Here is a 14,938-nt window from a genome sequence, read left to right as displayed (position 1 = left end):
TTCACGTCCTCCAATATGCCATAAATCATGATTTTTGCGATCTTTCCCTTTTTTATCCCCTTGCCTAAGTATGTAGACAGTCAGACAACCTTCATTCAATACAAATGGGTTTACCTAAAGACGGTGAAATTTGCTATATTTGCTGTTTTTCCGCGACGTTTATTTTTCGACTGATTATGAATACGGCAATCCAAGCAGCTCTCGAACATGCAGTGCAATCTCTTCAAGCTGAAGGTGTACTCCCATCCGACTTTAATAACAGTGGTAACTTAACGCGAACCAAAGACCGAAGCCACGGTGACTTCGCCTCAAACATCGCGATGATGGGTTCTAAAGCTGCGGGCATGAAGCCTCGTGATCTCGCGGAAAAAATCCTCGCCAGTCTTCCTGAAGTTGCAGATATCAGCAAAGCAGAAATTGCCGGCCCTGGCTTTATTAATTTCTTTTTAAATGCCGACCAACGCTTTACTGTGCTTGATCAGGTTCAAGCGCAAAAAGATCAATTCGGTCGTACCCAAGCCAACGCTGAAAAACGCATTCAAGTCGAATTCGTTTCTGCCAATCCCACCTCTAGCCTACACGTAGGTCATGGTCGTGGTGCAGCCTATGGTATGACGGTCGCCAACTTGCTTGAAGCAACGGGTGCAAAAGTTGACCGTGAATATTATGTCAATGATGCCGGCCGTCAAATGGACATTCTTGCGACCTCTACATATCTTCGTTATCTAGAGCTTACTGGTCAAACATTGGTATTCCCAAAAAATGCCTACCAAGGTGACTATGTTAAAGAAATCGCGCAAAGTATTCTCGACCAAGAGGGTGATGCGTATGTACGCCCTGTTGCAGATGTCTATAAAGATGTACCGGAAGATGTGCAATTTGCTGCTGAACTCGATGCAGATGGCAATAAAGTGGTACTTTCAGGTGATAAAGAAAAACATATCGATGGCTTGATCTTCAATTCACAACAATTAATTGGTCAAGGCTACCGTGTATTTTTACAAGCTGCCTTAAAGGCCATTCTTGATGACATTAAAGATGACCTTGGCGAATTCGGTGTAACCTTCAATCAATGGTTCAGCGAAGAATCTTTAACTGAAAAAATTGATGAAGCTTTAGGAACTTTAGATCAACGCGGTTTCTTGTATGAAAAAGACGGCAATATCTGGTTTAAATCGACTGAATTCGGCGATGAAAAAGACCGTGTAGTCAAACGCCGTAATGGTCAAACCACCTATTTCGCCTCTGACATTGCTTACCATTTAAATAAATTACAACGTGGCTATACCGATATCGTCGATATCTGGGGTTCAGATCACCACGGTTATATCGCACGTGTAAAAGCGGCAATTGATGCAATGGGTTATGACTCGAAAAAACTGACTGTGCTTTTAGTTCAGTTCGTCAGTCTATGGCGTGGCGGTGAGATGGTGCAAATGTCATCTCGTTCGGGTCAGTTCGTCACCTTACGCGACCTGCGTAAAGAAGTCGGTAATGATGCAGCGCGTTTCTATTATGTAATGCGTAAATCTGAACAGCACATTGACTTTGACCTTGACCTTGCAGTGTCACAAAGCAAAGACAATGCGGTGTATTACATTCAATATGCCCACGCCCGTATTTGCCGTATGTTAGAGAAAGCAGCGTCTACTGATGTAAATTTTGATGCAGTAAATGCACGTCAATTTGCAGTAAGACTTGATCTTGATGCTGAAACTGAAATTCTGGCCAAACTTGCCGCGTATCCTGAAATTGTGATTCGTGCAGCCAACAGTTATGAACCGCATCAGGTCGGTAACTATCTGAAAGAATTGGCAGCATTATTCCATGGTTGGTATAATGAGCATAAAGTACTCAACAATGATGCTGACCTTACGCAAGCCCGTTTACTCCTTTCAGTAAACGTACAACAAGTGTTACGTAATGGTTTAGAATTATTAGGCGTATCTGCCCCTACCTCCATGTAATTAGAACAAAAGGAAGTCCACGTGTTTGGAAAAACGCAACGCGGTGTATCTGAGCGACCGAACAAGCCTAAAAAGCCATTGATTCCGGCATGGCTTGGAACACTTGTCGTCATTTTAATCGTGCTGAGTTTTGCCGTAGCCTTGATGCTATGGAAACCGTGGGCACCGGTTCAGCCGAAGAATCAGATTAATTCTGAACATTACCAGGAAGACACCAACAAAGATTATCGTTTCTACGATTTATTACCTCAGCAGCAAGTCACGCCTATTCCTGATCAGGCTGTGCCGGAAACTAAAAATTCAGAAGCAGTGGTGATTGTGGAAGCACCTGAACCAAAACCAACCATTAACACGGAAGCCACTGAGCCCGGTCTTGAAAGTGCTGAAGCTCCGCCTGCCTATCAACCCAGTTATATTCTTCAAGTCCGTAGCTATGCTGATCCAGATAGTGCTGATGCCCGTCGTGCTGAAATTATTTTAAATGGATTATCTGCAGATGTGGTTAAATCGGTTGAAAATGGTCAAACTTGGTATCGGGTGATTTCAGGGCCTTATGATTCTGCTGATGCGGCACTGATTGCACAGCAAACTTTACAACGCAGCGGCATTGATTCGATTGTAGTGAAACGTTAAGTTGAATTCATAAAAAAGCGCCTCAAATGAGGCGCTTTTTTATAGCTTAAATTCCCTTTCCTCGCAGGAGAGGGAATATTTTATTCAACCGTATGTCCCAAAGCTTCACCCATCACCACAACCGAGTTGGCTTTAAACATCGCATCCCACTGCATCTTATCTTGTTCAAATAAAATGACCGCTGTAGAACCTAGATAAAAGCGCCCCAGCTCTGCTCCTTTTTCAAGGAATAGATTATGCTGGTTGAGTTCGAGACGGCCTGTGGGTTTTACCTTACCTGTCGCCACTGTTTCAATACCGGCAACAATCATGGCACCGACTAAAACTACAGCCATACGTCCCAGTTCAGTATCAAACAAACACACCATGCGTTCATTACGCGCAAATAAACCCGGAATATTTTCCGCAGTGGTTTGATTGACCGAAAACAATTCACCTGGCACATATAAAGTTTCAGTTAGAGTTCCCGCAAAAGGCATATGCACACGGTGATAATCTTTAGGCGATAAATACACGGTTGCGAACTGGCCATTTTTAAACGGTTCTGCCAGTTGCGGATCGGCAATTAATTTTTCAACTGAAAAGCTTTGACCTTTGGCCTGAAAAATATCGCCATCTGCAATTTTGCCCAATTGTGAAATTGCACCATCCGCAGGTGAAACGATACTGTTGGGATTGTTATCAATCGCGCGAACTCCGTCTTTCAATGAACGAGTGAAGAATTCATTGAAAGACTTGTATTTCAATTCATTACTTTGTTCAGCAATTGACATATCAATGCCATATTGGGCTTTAAAAGCCTGAATTACGGTATTTTTGACAACCGGGTTTTCACTGGCAGCGAGTTTCCCCACCACACGTGATAACTGGTGTTGTGGCACAACACGTTGTGCTTGAATAAAAATTTGTTTTTTTAATCGTGATGCGAAACTCAAGACGGTAAATCTCCGGTAATAATCGGACTGTCGAAGCGGTTGCCCCATTCACTCCACGCACCATCATAAGCTTGAATATTCCAGCCGAGTAATCGACCCAAAATATAAGCTAAACCTGAACGGTGATGGGACTGACAATACACCACCACAGGTTCATTTAAATTGAACCCCAATTGTTCTAAGCGTTGTTGCGTGCGTTCTAAAGGATGTAATTTTAAATGATTTTCACGATTAAGGGCAGTACTCCATTCAAAATGTCGGGCATTTGGAATGTGACCGCCGCGTCGCGCTGCCAGTCGAAGTCCGCTGTATTCATCTTCCGTGCGGCAATCCCACACTTGGATTTTATGATTTTGAACTTTCTCAAGAAGTTGTGGGTATTCAATACGGTATTGATTCATTTGAGTCTGGTTAATTTCAACCAGATTTGAAACAGGCGCTAATTTTTCGACATCAGAAGACGTTGGAAATCCTGTCGCTAACCAGGCATGAATACCACCATTGAGTAAACTGGTGTTTTCAAAACCTAGGCAATGCAAATTCCAGATCAAGCGCCCTGCCCATGCCCCGCCTTCATCGTCATAAACAACAACGTGATGCTCTGGAGAAATATTCAAATATTCAATCAGGGCTTTCAAGCTTTCAACATCGGCAAGTAAACCCGAGGCTTGTTCTTCTTGGCGAAGCAGCTGTTTCGGCTTGACATGGATCGCATGCGGAATATGCAATTGATCATAAACAGAACTACGGCTTAAATCGACAATGCGTAATTTCTCATTGCCCAGATGTGGCAAGAGTTCTTCTGCTTCAATGAGCAGACCAAAATCAAATGCAGAAACAGTCATACTTTTCGAGTTTTATTTAGATCAATATTGCTGATCTTAGCACAACTCATTTTCACTATTATGCTGATTTTTTGCATTCTTTTAGCAAAAAATCAGCTATAGAAAAATCACTGTGATTCAGTTTCAGTGATTTGGAATACCTGACGTAAATAAGCCAGGAAAGTATCGTTATCGGTCATGGTTTTACCTGGGCTGTCGGAAATTTTAGCCACCGACTGACCGTTGCATTCCACCAGTTTCAACACAATATTCAGTGGGGTTTGCCCCAAATCATTGGTCAAGTTGGTCCCAATACCAAAGCTCACCTGAAAACGATCTTTAAAGTACTGATGCAAATCCCAGGCTTTTTCCAGGTTCAACCCGTCACTAAAGGTCAGCATCTTGCTTTTGCTGTCCACTTTTAGTTTTTTGTAATGGGCATAGGCTTTATCACCCCATTCGTAAGGGTCGCCACTATCATGACGCAGACCATCAAACAGTTTGGCAAAATACAAGTCAAAGTCACGCAGGAAAGCATCCATCCCGACCACATCGGTCAAGGCAATTCCCAAGTCGCCGCGATATTCCTGCACCCAGGTTTCCAATGCCAGTTTTTGAAAATTGCGTAAACGCACATCCAGGGCTTGAAAGGCTTGCAGGAATTCATGTGCCATGGTGCCAATTGGGGTAATACCCAATTCTTTGGCAATCAGTACATTGCTGGTACCGCGGAAAATATAGGGTGAGGCTTGATTAAACTCGGTAATGACGTGTTTCTGCCAGGCATAACTATGACGACGACGGGTACCAAAGTCGGACACCAAGAAAGGGGGATCATTGGGATTTTGTTCTTGTTCGTACTTTTTAAGCAACGCCACTTTGGCTTGCAAACGACGTTCACCTTCCGCCGAAACATCATCACTACTGATACGGCGGAAATACAATTCGTTCACGATGGCCAGAACAAAGATTTCAAACATCATCGCTTGTACCATCGGGCCTTCCACCCAAATATCCAAACGGCCTTGATCATCAATACTGGCTTTAATAAAGCGTCGTTTTAGCTGGAAGAGTTCTAAGTAATCGACAAAATCACTTTTAATAAAACGTAAGCTACGTAAATATTGCAACTCATCTTCTTTAAACTTGAGCTGACATAGATAATCGAGCTGCTGATTTAAATCGTCCAGAATATCCGTCAGTGGATAAACGGTATCTTCTAAATTACGACAACGAAAATGGTAGACGCTATGCGTTTGAGGGAATTTATGCAGAACAACCTGTAACATGGTGAATTTATACAGGTCGGTATCTAATAATGAATGGATGATTGCGGACATATAACTTTCAGTTTTTATCAACTGTCCGCATTAAAGCATATTTTTCCAAACTACAGAGCCATGTTTTAGTAAATGCTCAGATCTATTCGACTCATTATGTGAAGACTGGCACTTTTATTTCTGCTCCCTATACGATTCAAGTATTTTCTTCAGCTGCTTTTCTTGACCAATGACTTTGGCAAATTCAGCTGCTGTTTTTTGTCCTGTTTGCTTGGCATTGCGATCACAATCGACTTGGCGTAACTGTTTCACAATCGCCCATTCAAGCTTAAACATCGCCCCCATCAAGGCAGTATTGCCTTTGCTATCACGTGCACAACGATCTGCACCATATTTCAGCAATGTAGTGACTGTATCTTGATGACCATAATAGGCTGCCATCATTAAAGGCGTATAGTTGGCTGTGTTGCGGACATCGACAGGGAATCCATGTTTTAAAAATTCATCAATGACTTCTTGCTGCCCGGTTTTTGCTGCGGCAAAAAAGATATCCAGCAATTCCTGTTGAGAATTTACTGTGTGTTGCTGAGCCACCTGAACTGTTTCTTGAGCATGAAGTTTAGTCATTCCTAGCGTAAGCACTGTCATTAATAAAATGCTGGACATCGCCATCATCACACTATTCAAGATTACTTTCATTTCAATTGACCTCAAGTTTGCTTAGACAAAATATTGGAAATATAAAATGCCTGTAAAACTCCCCTAGGGTTGCAGGAAAGGATTTGAGTTTTACAGGACTTTTCGGTGGTGACTCCTAAGCCCTAGTCACCGATTTGATCAACCAAGCAAAATTAGTCTTTCAATTTTTCTGCTTTCGTTTTAACAGTGGCCAGGTTACCGCTCACGGCTTTAGTCATACGAGTACCGTAGTCTGCATCAGCTTTATAGAAGTAAGACAACATGATGTGCTTGGTTTCAGCATCTTTCACTGCACCCAGATCAGCAGCCAAGTTCATGATTAAGTCATCTTTTTCTTTCGCAGTGTATGAACGGTAAAGTTCACCCGCTTGCTTGAAATTTTGCTCTTTCGTACCCATTTGTTGTACATAACCAGAAAGTGGCGTTTGTACAGCACGTGCTTTATCAGTAGATGGTTTAGGTTCCATACGGCTTGGTTCGTAGTTTACGTTCGAAGTCGTAGCAGCTGTATTCATGTGACCTTCTTGGTTGTTGTTGTTCACATTAACCAATGGACGGTTTACAGGAAGTTGTTGGTGATTTACACCTAAACGGTACATTTGAGTATCTGAGTAAGAGAAGATACGACCTTGAAGTAAACGGTCTTCAGATGGTTCGATCCCTGGAACCAAGTTACCTGGAGCGAAAGCAGCTTGCTCAGTCTCCTGGAAGAAGTTCTTCGGCATACGGTTCAGCGTCATCGTACCGACTTTAACTTCAGGAACTAAATCATTTGGCCAGATTTTAGTTGGATCCAACGGATCAAAATCAAACTTGCCTAGATCTTTAGGATCAAGAACCTGAATGTGAAGATCCCATTTAGGGAAGTTACCAGCGTTTATATTTTTATACAGGTCGTTGGTTAAGTGGTTGAAGTCTTTACCCTGTTGTTCAGCAGCTTCTTTCACGTTCAGGCCTTTAACACCTTGTTGTGAACGGAAGTTGAACTTCACGTATTTGTATTCGCCTTTATCGTTATACAATTTATAGGCGTGAACACCAAAGCCATCTTGTTCGCGGTAGCTGGTTGGAACACCTTGCTTGCCGTAAACATAAGTCAACATGTTGGTTGCCCAGGGTTGACTAGACAAGAAGTCAAATACACGGTTCGCATCTTGAACATTGTTGATTGGACTTGGTTTCATTGCGTGAATGAAGTCTGGGAATTTAATCGCATCACGAATAAAGAATACTGGAGTTTGGTTACCCACTAAATCCCAGTTACCTTCTTTCGTGTAAAATTTAATTGCGAAACCGTGCGGATCACGTAAGGTCTCTGGAGAACCCTTAGGGTGAATTACGGTAGACATACGTACAAAAACTGGAGTTTTAGTCCCTGCTTTAAACATTGACGCAAGTGTTAAATCAGATAAATCTTTCGAAACAACAAATTCACCGTATGCCCCTGTACCACGTGCATGTACTACACGCTCAGGAATACGCTCACGACCGAAACGCTGTAATTTTTGTACCAATTGTACATCTTGTAATAAAACAGCACCGTTAGGACCAGCTGTAATAGAGTTCTGGTTATCGCCGACTGGTGCACCATTATCTTTAGTTAATGCCGCAGCTTGAGTCGCAGCTGTTGCTGTTGCAAGCATTGCAACCAATAAAGAACGCTTAAACATCGTCTTAATCTCACTAAAATTTATACCTTTCCTGCACGACAAAGATACTGTTTTCAAATAAATAGTGAAAACAGATAATCTTTATGGTTGTAATCGTTTTATTGAATATTTAAAGTTTAATTCTTTATTTTTCAGTATTTTATTGCTTAAAAAAAAGACATAAACTCAATCATTAACAGCGCATTTTGCTACAATCACTTTCAGCCAAAAATGATGGAATCAAAATCAATTATGCGAGCCTTATTACAACGTGTCTTAGAAGCCAAAGTCGTGGTAGACGGTGAAACCACAGGAGAAATCCAACACGGTATTTTAGTTTTTCTGGGTCTGGGCAAAGATGATAATCTGGATAAAGGTAAGAGGCTGATTGATAAGATTTTAAAATATCGTTTTTTTGATGATGAACAAGGCAAGATGGGCTGGAATGTCAGCCAAGCCGGTGGGGGATTACTACTGGTTTCGCAGTTTACCCTCATGGCTCAAACGCAAAAAGGCTTGCGTCCCGATTTTGGCCCAGCGATGCCGCCGAGTGAAGCTAAAGCCTTATATGAACAATTGGTCGCTTATGCTCATACTCAATTTGAGAATGTGCAAACCGGAGTTTTTGCAGCCGATATGAAAGTCCATTTAGTGAATGATGGTCCGGTGACTTTTAACCTGGAAATTGAATAAACGACGCAACATATTCGCCATTAAAAAAGCCCTCAAATGAGGGCTTTTATTTTTTAAATATAGATCTAAAATTATTTACCGATTTTTTCACGAATAAATGAACGCACCAATTTCACTTTTTCTTGTACAGGTTTAGGCAATTTGGGTGGAATCAGTTTGGCTACTTTGTTAAACCAAACCAAAAGACCAAAATCGCCTTCCATTTTAATGCTGCCATTTTGCATGCCAGTCATGAAAGCGGTTGGGTCACCTTTCATTAAGGTTTTTACACCTTGCTCACTGTCTGCAAACTGTAAAATAAAGTCCGCTTTTTCGGCATCGCCAGACACAGTATCAATTTGTCCATTGTTTACCAGAATTTGACGCGCAACGCCCAAATCCGTACCAATTTGAATACGAAACTGACGTTCATGAACTAACTCAATAAATTTTGGGCTAGTACGAGCCAATTGCTTCATACGCAAAGCCAAGCCCGCAACTAATAAATCAAGCGGATCCGTGCTTACATCGACCAGCGGTAATTTTACGACAGGAATCGAAGATAGTTTCATGACATTTAAGCCTATTGTAATTGTTGGAAAATTGACGACTTATCCTAACATAAGTTGTGTTTTTTGAAGTAAGGCTTTGTATAACAATAATGAACGAACAAAAAAAAAGATGTGCTTCTGGCACATCTTTTTTAGAATTTTTGAATACTTTGATTTAACGGCTTGAACAGTGTTGCTGCTCTTCTTCATATACAGGCGTATGTTCAATACAACGACGTTCAATTAAAGCACGTTCTGCACGACGATCTTCACGTATCAAAAGCATGGCGACTACAACCATTGCTGACATTGATGCCATAAGATAGCTATAGGTCATAGGTAATTCAAATATCGCTTGTGTACCGAAGCGAACAACTTCAATCAATCCCCAAAACAGCATGCCTGCACACATAAAGCTTAACAAACGACGATAAGGCGAGAAGAAAACAGCTATCAAAGCAGCCGCGATCAAGCTTAAGCCTACGATGGTTGCTAAATTCGCTGTAACCATAAAAACCTCCGTCTAAGATAAGGTCTGGACATGGAATGTTTGTCTAAACCTGATTCCCGATACCGTTAAATAAATGATGAATATGTCTATATCAATCCCTATGCAAGCATTATGCTTAGTTTTTTAAAGAAAAAAAGTCTTGTATTTTGATAAAGCGACACACCTTGTCGCAATATTATTTTGTCATTACATCTTTTTATTTTTAACTTTTTCTGGAAACGAGATGGGTACGGACTTGCCGTGTCATTACAAAAAAACCATAGGTTAAAAGCATTAAAAAAATATTTTTTACGAATGGATTGATTGTCGTTTTTATCAGCAATTTAACTTAACCGCTCATCGCGTTTTAACTGTTTTTATAATAAAAAACGCAACATCAATGTCGCGTTTTGTCAATAAACTTCAACAGTTAGGCAAATAATTAGGCCCGACTCAGATCTTTATCATGCACACCGAGTAGATACAATACACCATCCAGACCTACGCTAGAAATGGCCTGATTTGCATTTTGGCGAACCAATGGTTTTGCACGGAATGCTACACCTAAACCGGCGATGGACAGCATCGGTAAATCATTCGCGCCATCTCCTACCGCAATGGCTTGTTCCAGTGAAATGCCCATTCGTTCGGCAAGTTCACGCAGCAGAAAGGCTTTACGTGCACCATCGACAATATGACCTTTGACTTCACCTGTGACCACACCATCGACAATATCCAGGCAATTGGCATGCACTTCATCAATCCCCAATTTTTCTTGCAGGTATTCAGCAAAATACTGGAAGCCACCTGACAGAATAGCCGTTCTATAACCCAATGCTTTTAATGTAGAAATCAGGCGTTCTGCGCCTTCAGTCACGGTTAAGCGTTGTGCAATTTTAGGTAAAACAGAAGCATCCATCCCTTTTAATAAGGCGACACGCGCACGGAAGCTTTGCTGGAAATCAAGTTCCCCTTGCATGGCCCGTTCAGTAATTTCAGCAACTTGCTCACCCACACCTGCTTCTATCGCCAACTCATCAATCACTTCCTGTTCAATCAAAGTGGAGTCCATGTCGAAGCAGACTAAACGGCGATTACGACGGTAAGCATTGTCTTCCTGAACTGCGACATCAACATTAAGTTCAGTCGATAAACGCAGGCAAGATGCACGCATTGCCGTGGCATCCAACATTTGTCCTTTCAAACCAAATTGTACGCAAGAGCGTTTCGGCCCGTCGGCTTGACCCGCTAGCTTTGGACGTTCCGACAAACGGGTTACAGTTTCAATATTAAAGCCTTGGTTAGACACAATATTGGTGACTGCTTGTAATTGAGATGCGGTTAATTCCGGTGCAAGTGCAGTCACAATATAACGGGTCTGGCCACCCTCACTGACCCATTGATCATATTCTGCCGTAGAGATTGGTTTAAAGCGCACAGTTAAACCAATATCATGTGCTAGAATCAAGATCTCCTTCATGGCTAATGCTGTAGCAGTTTGGTCATCTGACGAAACAACAATACCTAAGGTCAGTTGGTTGTGGATGACGGCTTGTCCAACATCCAAAATTTGTAAAGAATGTACGGACAGCACCTGCATTAATCGTGTAAATTGATTGGGCTGGTCGGGTCCCAAAAATGATATAAGAATGATTTCTCGCATGAATTGACTCGGATCTGAGCTACAACTATTGTAAGAATCATAATCGAATTTGAATATAAATGCCTTGGAAGTTTACGTTGAATGCGCCTAGACAAGGGCTATTTGCTAGCCTACTGATTATAAGTTTTGCTTTACACACTTTTTTACTGGTACTTGCGACGACGCACCAACTGAATGCAAATCGCGCCAGTCAAGGACAGCTGATGACCACGCAACTGGTCACAGACAGCCTATCCGAGCTTGAACCGGCCAATACTGTATCCTTGGCCTTATTGGCCGAGCGTTATGCAACCAATCCGAGTGTGGCCTCTATTCGTATTTTAGATGCTAACAATCAGGTACTGGCAACAGGCGGTTTAACCAAGACACGTCAAGGTGAAGTGTTTGTTCGTGAAGCACTGCAAAATGAAAAGAAAGTCGGCACCATTGAAATCACGTTAATCCAATCCAGCATCGGTGAAATTTTACGTACCCAATGGCTGGCAATTTTATTATCGCTGATGATTCACGGTCTATTATGGTTGGCTTATCGCGCGATTGCCCGCCCGAGTCGAACTGAATATTTGGCACGCATTAATAATGAATCGCGCTTAAAGCATGAAATTCAAACCCTGACCCAAGCTTTAGAACAAGAGCAGCATAATGCTGCAGTCGCAGTGGCGCAAGCACAGCAAAATGCCCAGGCAAAAAACAAAATTAAAGAATCCAAACCTGTTGTTCTGGATGACAAATGTATTGCATTGAACATCCAGTTTTATGATCCAAAACAACTCATGGATTCGGTGAATAAAACCGTATCCGTGCCGTATTTTAATTTATGCCAGATTTTCCTGAATAAAACCGCGGAACTCTGTGTTCAACACTACAAACTGAATAGTTCTGATATTTCAACCATGCATAAATTTGATGAACATGGCGCAACCATCAGCATATCGGTAAATACGCCAAATGCGGTGCAATGCCTGGTGATGATCAGTACCGTATTCCAGTTGTTGTCGGATGTATTGTACAAACGCTATCGCGAAGAAAAACGCTTCGTTTTGCAAACCCGTAGTGCAATTTCGAGTCATGTCGAAGCCATGCACCTGACCCCTGTTCAAGCTGCAGAACGTCTGGTTCAACAGTTAGTGGCAAAAGAAAGTGCAATTTATTTACCCAATGAATTACTCAAGGATATTTCCGACCGTTACCAATTGGTCAGCATGCCCAATCCCACCAATGTGCTGACCCGTCATGCCTTTATGATGAACGGGATGGATAGTGAAGTAGCAGAATTGGCCCAGACTTTCAGAACTGAAATTTTAAAAGCTAAACAATCTAAAGCGTCTTAATCTTCCTTTGAAGCATAGCGCTAAAAAAAAGCCTGATTCGATATCAGGCTTTTTTTTTGGGGTCTTATATTTTCATTGATTTTTTTTCGATTAAGTACCTTTGTGCACTGTATGAAACCGCTTGTTTTTCAACCGCCACTTTATGCCATTGTCCATTTTTTTGGAGTATCCATGCATTTTGATTATCATTTAAGTAACTGATCAAACCATCCTCTAATATACGCTGTTTAATCCGTTTATCCAGAATAGGAAAGCATGTTTCTATACGTGAGAATAAATTACGCCCCATCCAATCTGCACTGGCACAATACAGTTTTTGCTCGCCACCCTGTTCAAAATAATAAACCCGTGTATGTTCAAGAAAACGTCCCACAATAGAACGAACATGAATATTTTCGGACATCCCTTCTACTTGCGGAATTAGACAACAAATCGAACGGATAATTAAATCAACCTGTACCCCAGCCTGTGATGCGCGATATAAAGCAGTAATTAACTGAGGTTCCGTCAAAGCATTCACTTTAATGATAATCCGTGCAAATTTACCTGCTTGTGCACATGTAATTTCTTGTTCAATTAATTTTAATAATTCACTATGTAAGGTAAATGGCGCATGTAATAAGGCTTTTAATTTCGCCATTTTCCCCATACCGGTTAACTCTTGGAACATCCGGTGTACATCTTCACAAATATCTTCATGTGTGGTCATTAAACCGTAATCGGTATACATCCGGGCATTACCCGCATGATAGTTCCCTGTACCTAAATGTACATAACGAACAAGCTGATTATGTTCACGACGCACAATTAAAATCATTTTGGCATGAGTTTTATAATCCACAATGCCATAAACTACGACAGCACCCGCTTCTTGCAAAATATTTGCAACAGTAATATTCGACTCTTCATCAAAACGTGCACGCAACTCAATGACTGCCGTTACCTCTTTACCATTACGCGCAGCTTCAGCAAGGACCTGTACAATTTCTGAATTTGGACCACTACGATATAAAGTCTGCTTAATTGCCAGAACATTGGGATCTTTAGCCGCTTCATGTAATAAATTAATTACTGGCTGAAAAGAATCAAATGGATGATGCAATAACACATCCTGTTTTTTAAGAATATCAAATAGGTTTCTGCTTACGAAAAACCTTCGGGATAACGGGTAAAAATTTTGGATGTTTTAAGGTTGGGCAGTCAAAACTGGTGGTCAAACGTAATAAGTTAATTGGTCCATCAATATAATATAAATGCTGTTCATCTAAATCGAACTGAGCCAACAAATAATTGATAATGGAGGATGGACAATCCTTTTCAATTTCCAAGCGTACCGCACGACCAAAACGACGTGAAGACAATTCATCTTTCAGCGCTACAGCCAAATCATCCACATCTTCTGCCAAAATTAAATCGGCATTTCGGGTCACTCGAAAGGCATAACAGCCCGTTGCTTTCATGCCGGGAAACAAATCATCAATATGCTGTTGAATAATTGCAGACAAGAAAATATGTTCTTTCGTTATACCCGCAACATCGCCAGGTAATGCAATCAGATGAGGCAATGAACGCGGAGCAGGAACAATCGCCATGGTAATGTTACGACCAAAAGCATCTTTCCCCGACAAACTCACAATAAAGTTAAGACTTTTATTGACTGAACGGGGAAATGGATGAGAAGGATCTAAACTAATTGGTGTAACCACAGGTTGTACTTGTCGCGCAAAATATTCAGCAATCCAGGGCTTATGCTTTTCTAAAATATGTTGATATTGAATAAAATGAATGCCCAAACTTTGCAACTCCGGCAAAATTGAATAATTCAAAATCTCATATTGTTGTTTTACTGCTTCATTCACGACTTGAGATAACTCAGATAAGATCACTTCTGTAGGGACTGCATCTGGAGTACGCGTCACGACATTTAGGTCTAATTGCTTCATTAAACCAGCAACACGAATCTCAAAAAACTCATCAAGATTTGAGGAAAAAATCATTAAAAAACTTAATCTTTCAAGCAAAGGCAACTGAGAATCCAGTGCTTGAGCCAAAACACGGTGATTAAATTCAAATAAAGATAACTCGCGATTAAAATAAGTTGCTGATGAATGCTGGAAATGTTCCATAGTTTCTCTATGCTGTTTGCAACAGTCTGGTTATCTCAAGTCTCAGGCATGTTATGCAGCGATTATGACATTTATGTTACATCCATAATTGGCTGTGGAGTTTTTAAACAGATAAGGT

12 protein-coding genes and 1 pseudogene are annotated in these 14,938 nt (G+C 41.3%); 4 read left to right on the top strand and 9 right to left on the bottom strand.

Going from position 1 to position 14,938, the window contains the following annotated elements; translation table 11 throughout:
* Positions 1-176: 176 nt before the first annotated feature.
* Together argS and AY606_RS12560 are read left to right on the top strand one after the other, a co-directional pair.
* On the top strand, positions 177-1,967 hold the full coding sequence (gene argS / locus AY606_RS12565; RefSeq protein ID WP_067869598.1) for an arginine--tRNA ligase: 1,791 nt from the start codon (positions 177-179) through the stop codon (positions 1,965-1,967).
* A gap of 21 nt (positions 1,968-1,988) precedes the next feature.
* Positions 1,989-2,600: an SPOR domain-containing protein gene (locus AY606_RS12560; protein ID WP_067869174.1), complete on the top strand. Its 612-nt coding sequence runs from the start codon at positions 1,989-1,991 to the stop codon at positions 2,598-2,600.
* An 80-nt stretch (positions 2,601-2,680) separates the two neighbouring features.
* On the opposite strand, the gene asd is transcribed toward AY606_RS12560, so the two are convergent.
* The 5 genes from asd to AY606_RS12535 all read right to left on the bottom strand — a co-directional run bounded on the left by asd (position 2,681) and on the right by AY606_RS12535 (position 8,008).
* Positions 2,681-3,535: an archaetidylserine decarboxylase gene (gene asd / locus AY606_RS12555; protein WP_067869172.1), complete on the bottom strand. Its 855-nt coding sequence runs from the start codon at positions 3,533-3,535 to the stop codon at positions 2,681-2,683.
* The gene (locus tag AY606_RS12550; protein WP_067869169.1) at positions 3,532-4,380 is read right to left on the bottom strand and encodes a sulfurtransferase; all 849 of its coding nucleotides are present in this window, start codon (positions 4,378-4,380) and stop codon (positions 3,532-3,534) included. The genes asd and AY606_RS12550 overlap by 4 nt, the downstream gene beginning before the upstream one ends.
* 107 nt (positions 4,381-4,487) lie before the next feature.
* The gene (gene pncB, locus AY606_RS12545) at positions 4,488-5,699 is read right to left on the bottom strand and encodes a nicotinate phosphoribosyltransferase (protein ID WP_067869166.1); all 1,212 of its coding nucleotides are present in this window, start codon (positions 5,697-5,699) and stop codon (positions 4,488-4,490) included.
* Between the two features lie 114 nt (positions 5,700-5,813).
* On the bottom strand, positions 5,814-6,266 hold the full coding sequence (locus AY606_RS12540) for an ankyrin repeat domain-containing protein (RefSeq protein ID WP_249409257.1): 453 nt from the start codon (positions 6,264-6,266) through the stop codon (positions 5,814-5,816).
* 224 nt (positions 6,267-6,490) lie between these two features.
* The gene (locus tag AY606_RS12535) at positions 6,491-8,008 is read right to left on the bottom strand and encodes a catalase (protein WP_067869163.1); all 1,518 of its coding nucleotides are present in this window, start codon (positions 8,006-8,008) and stop codon (positions 6,491-6,493) included.
* A 231-nt stretch (positions 8,009-8,239) separates the two neighbouring features.
* Here AY606_RS12535 and dtd point away from each other — a divergent pair, with 231 nt between their 5' ends.
* Positions 8,240-8,680: a D-aminoacyl-tRNA deacylase gene (dtd, locus tag AY606_RS12530; protein ID WP_067869160.1), complete on the top strand. Its 441-nt coding sequence runs from the start codon at positions 8,240-8,242 to the stop codon at positions 8,678-8,680.
* A gap of 71 nt (positions 8,681-8,751) precedes the next feature.
* Here the strand turns inward: dtd and AY606_RS12525 are convergent, their stop codons facing one another.
* The 3 genes from AY606_RS12525 to serB all read right to left on the bottom strand — a co-directional run bounded on the left by AY606_RS12525 (position 8,752) and on the right by serB (position 11,363).
* The gene (locus tag AY606_RS12525) at positions 8,752-9,231 is read right to left on the bottom strand and encodes an SCP2 sterol-binding domain-containing protein (protein ID WP_067869157.1); all 480 of its coding nucleotides are present in this window, start codon (positions 9,229-9,231) and stop codon (positions 8,752-8,754) included.
* 154 nt (positions 9,232-9,385) lie between these two features.
* Positions 9,386-9,721: a ciprofloxacin tolerance protein AciT gene (aciT, locus tag AY606_RS12520; protein ID WP_067869155.1), complete on the bottom strand. Its 336-nt coding sequence runs from the start codon at positions 9,719-9,721 to the stop codon at positions 9,386-9,388.
* 421 nt (positions 9,722-10,142) lie between these two features.
* Positions 10,143-11,363 (bottom strand): phosphoserine phosphatase SerB, encoded by a 1,221-nt coding sequence (gene serB, locus AY606_RS12515; protein ID WP_067869152.1) that lies wholly within the window; start codon positions 11,361-11,363, stop codon positions 10,143-10,145.
* Positions 11,364-11,440: 77 nt separating this feature from the next.
* Between serB and AY606_RS12510 the strand changes: the two genes are divergently transcribed.
* Positions 11,441-12,694 (top strand): hypothetical protein, encoded by a 1,254-nt coding sequence (locus AY606_RS12510; RefSeq protein WP_067869593.1) that lies wholly within the window; start codon positions 11,441-11,443, stop codon positions 12,692-12,694.
* Positions 12,695-12,758: 64 nt separating this feature from the next.
* Here the strand turns inward: AY606_RS12510 and ppk1 are convergent.
* Positions 12,759-14,820: pseudogene (gene ppk1 / locus AY606_RS12505) on the bottom strand (polyphosphate kinase 1).
* Positions 14,821-14,938 lie beyond the last annotated feature (118 nt).

Source organism: Acinetobacter sp. SFB (genome assembly GCF_001647545.1).
Taxonomy (GTDB): Bacteria; Pseudomonadota; Gammaproteobacteria; order Pseudomonadales; family Moraxellaceae; genus Acinetobacter.
Note: the sequence above shows the minus strand (reverse complement) of the source record. Positions and strands in the feature narration are given on the sequence as shown.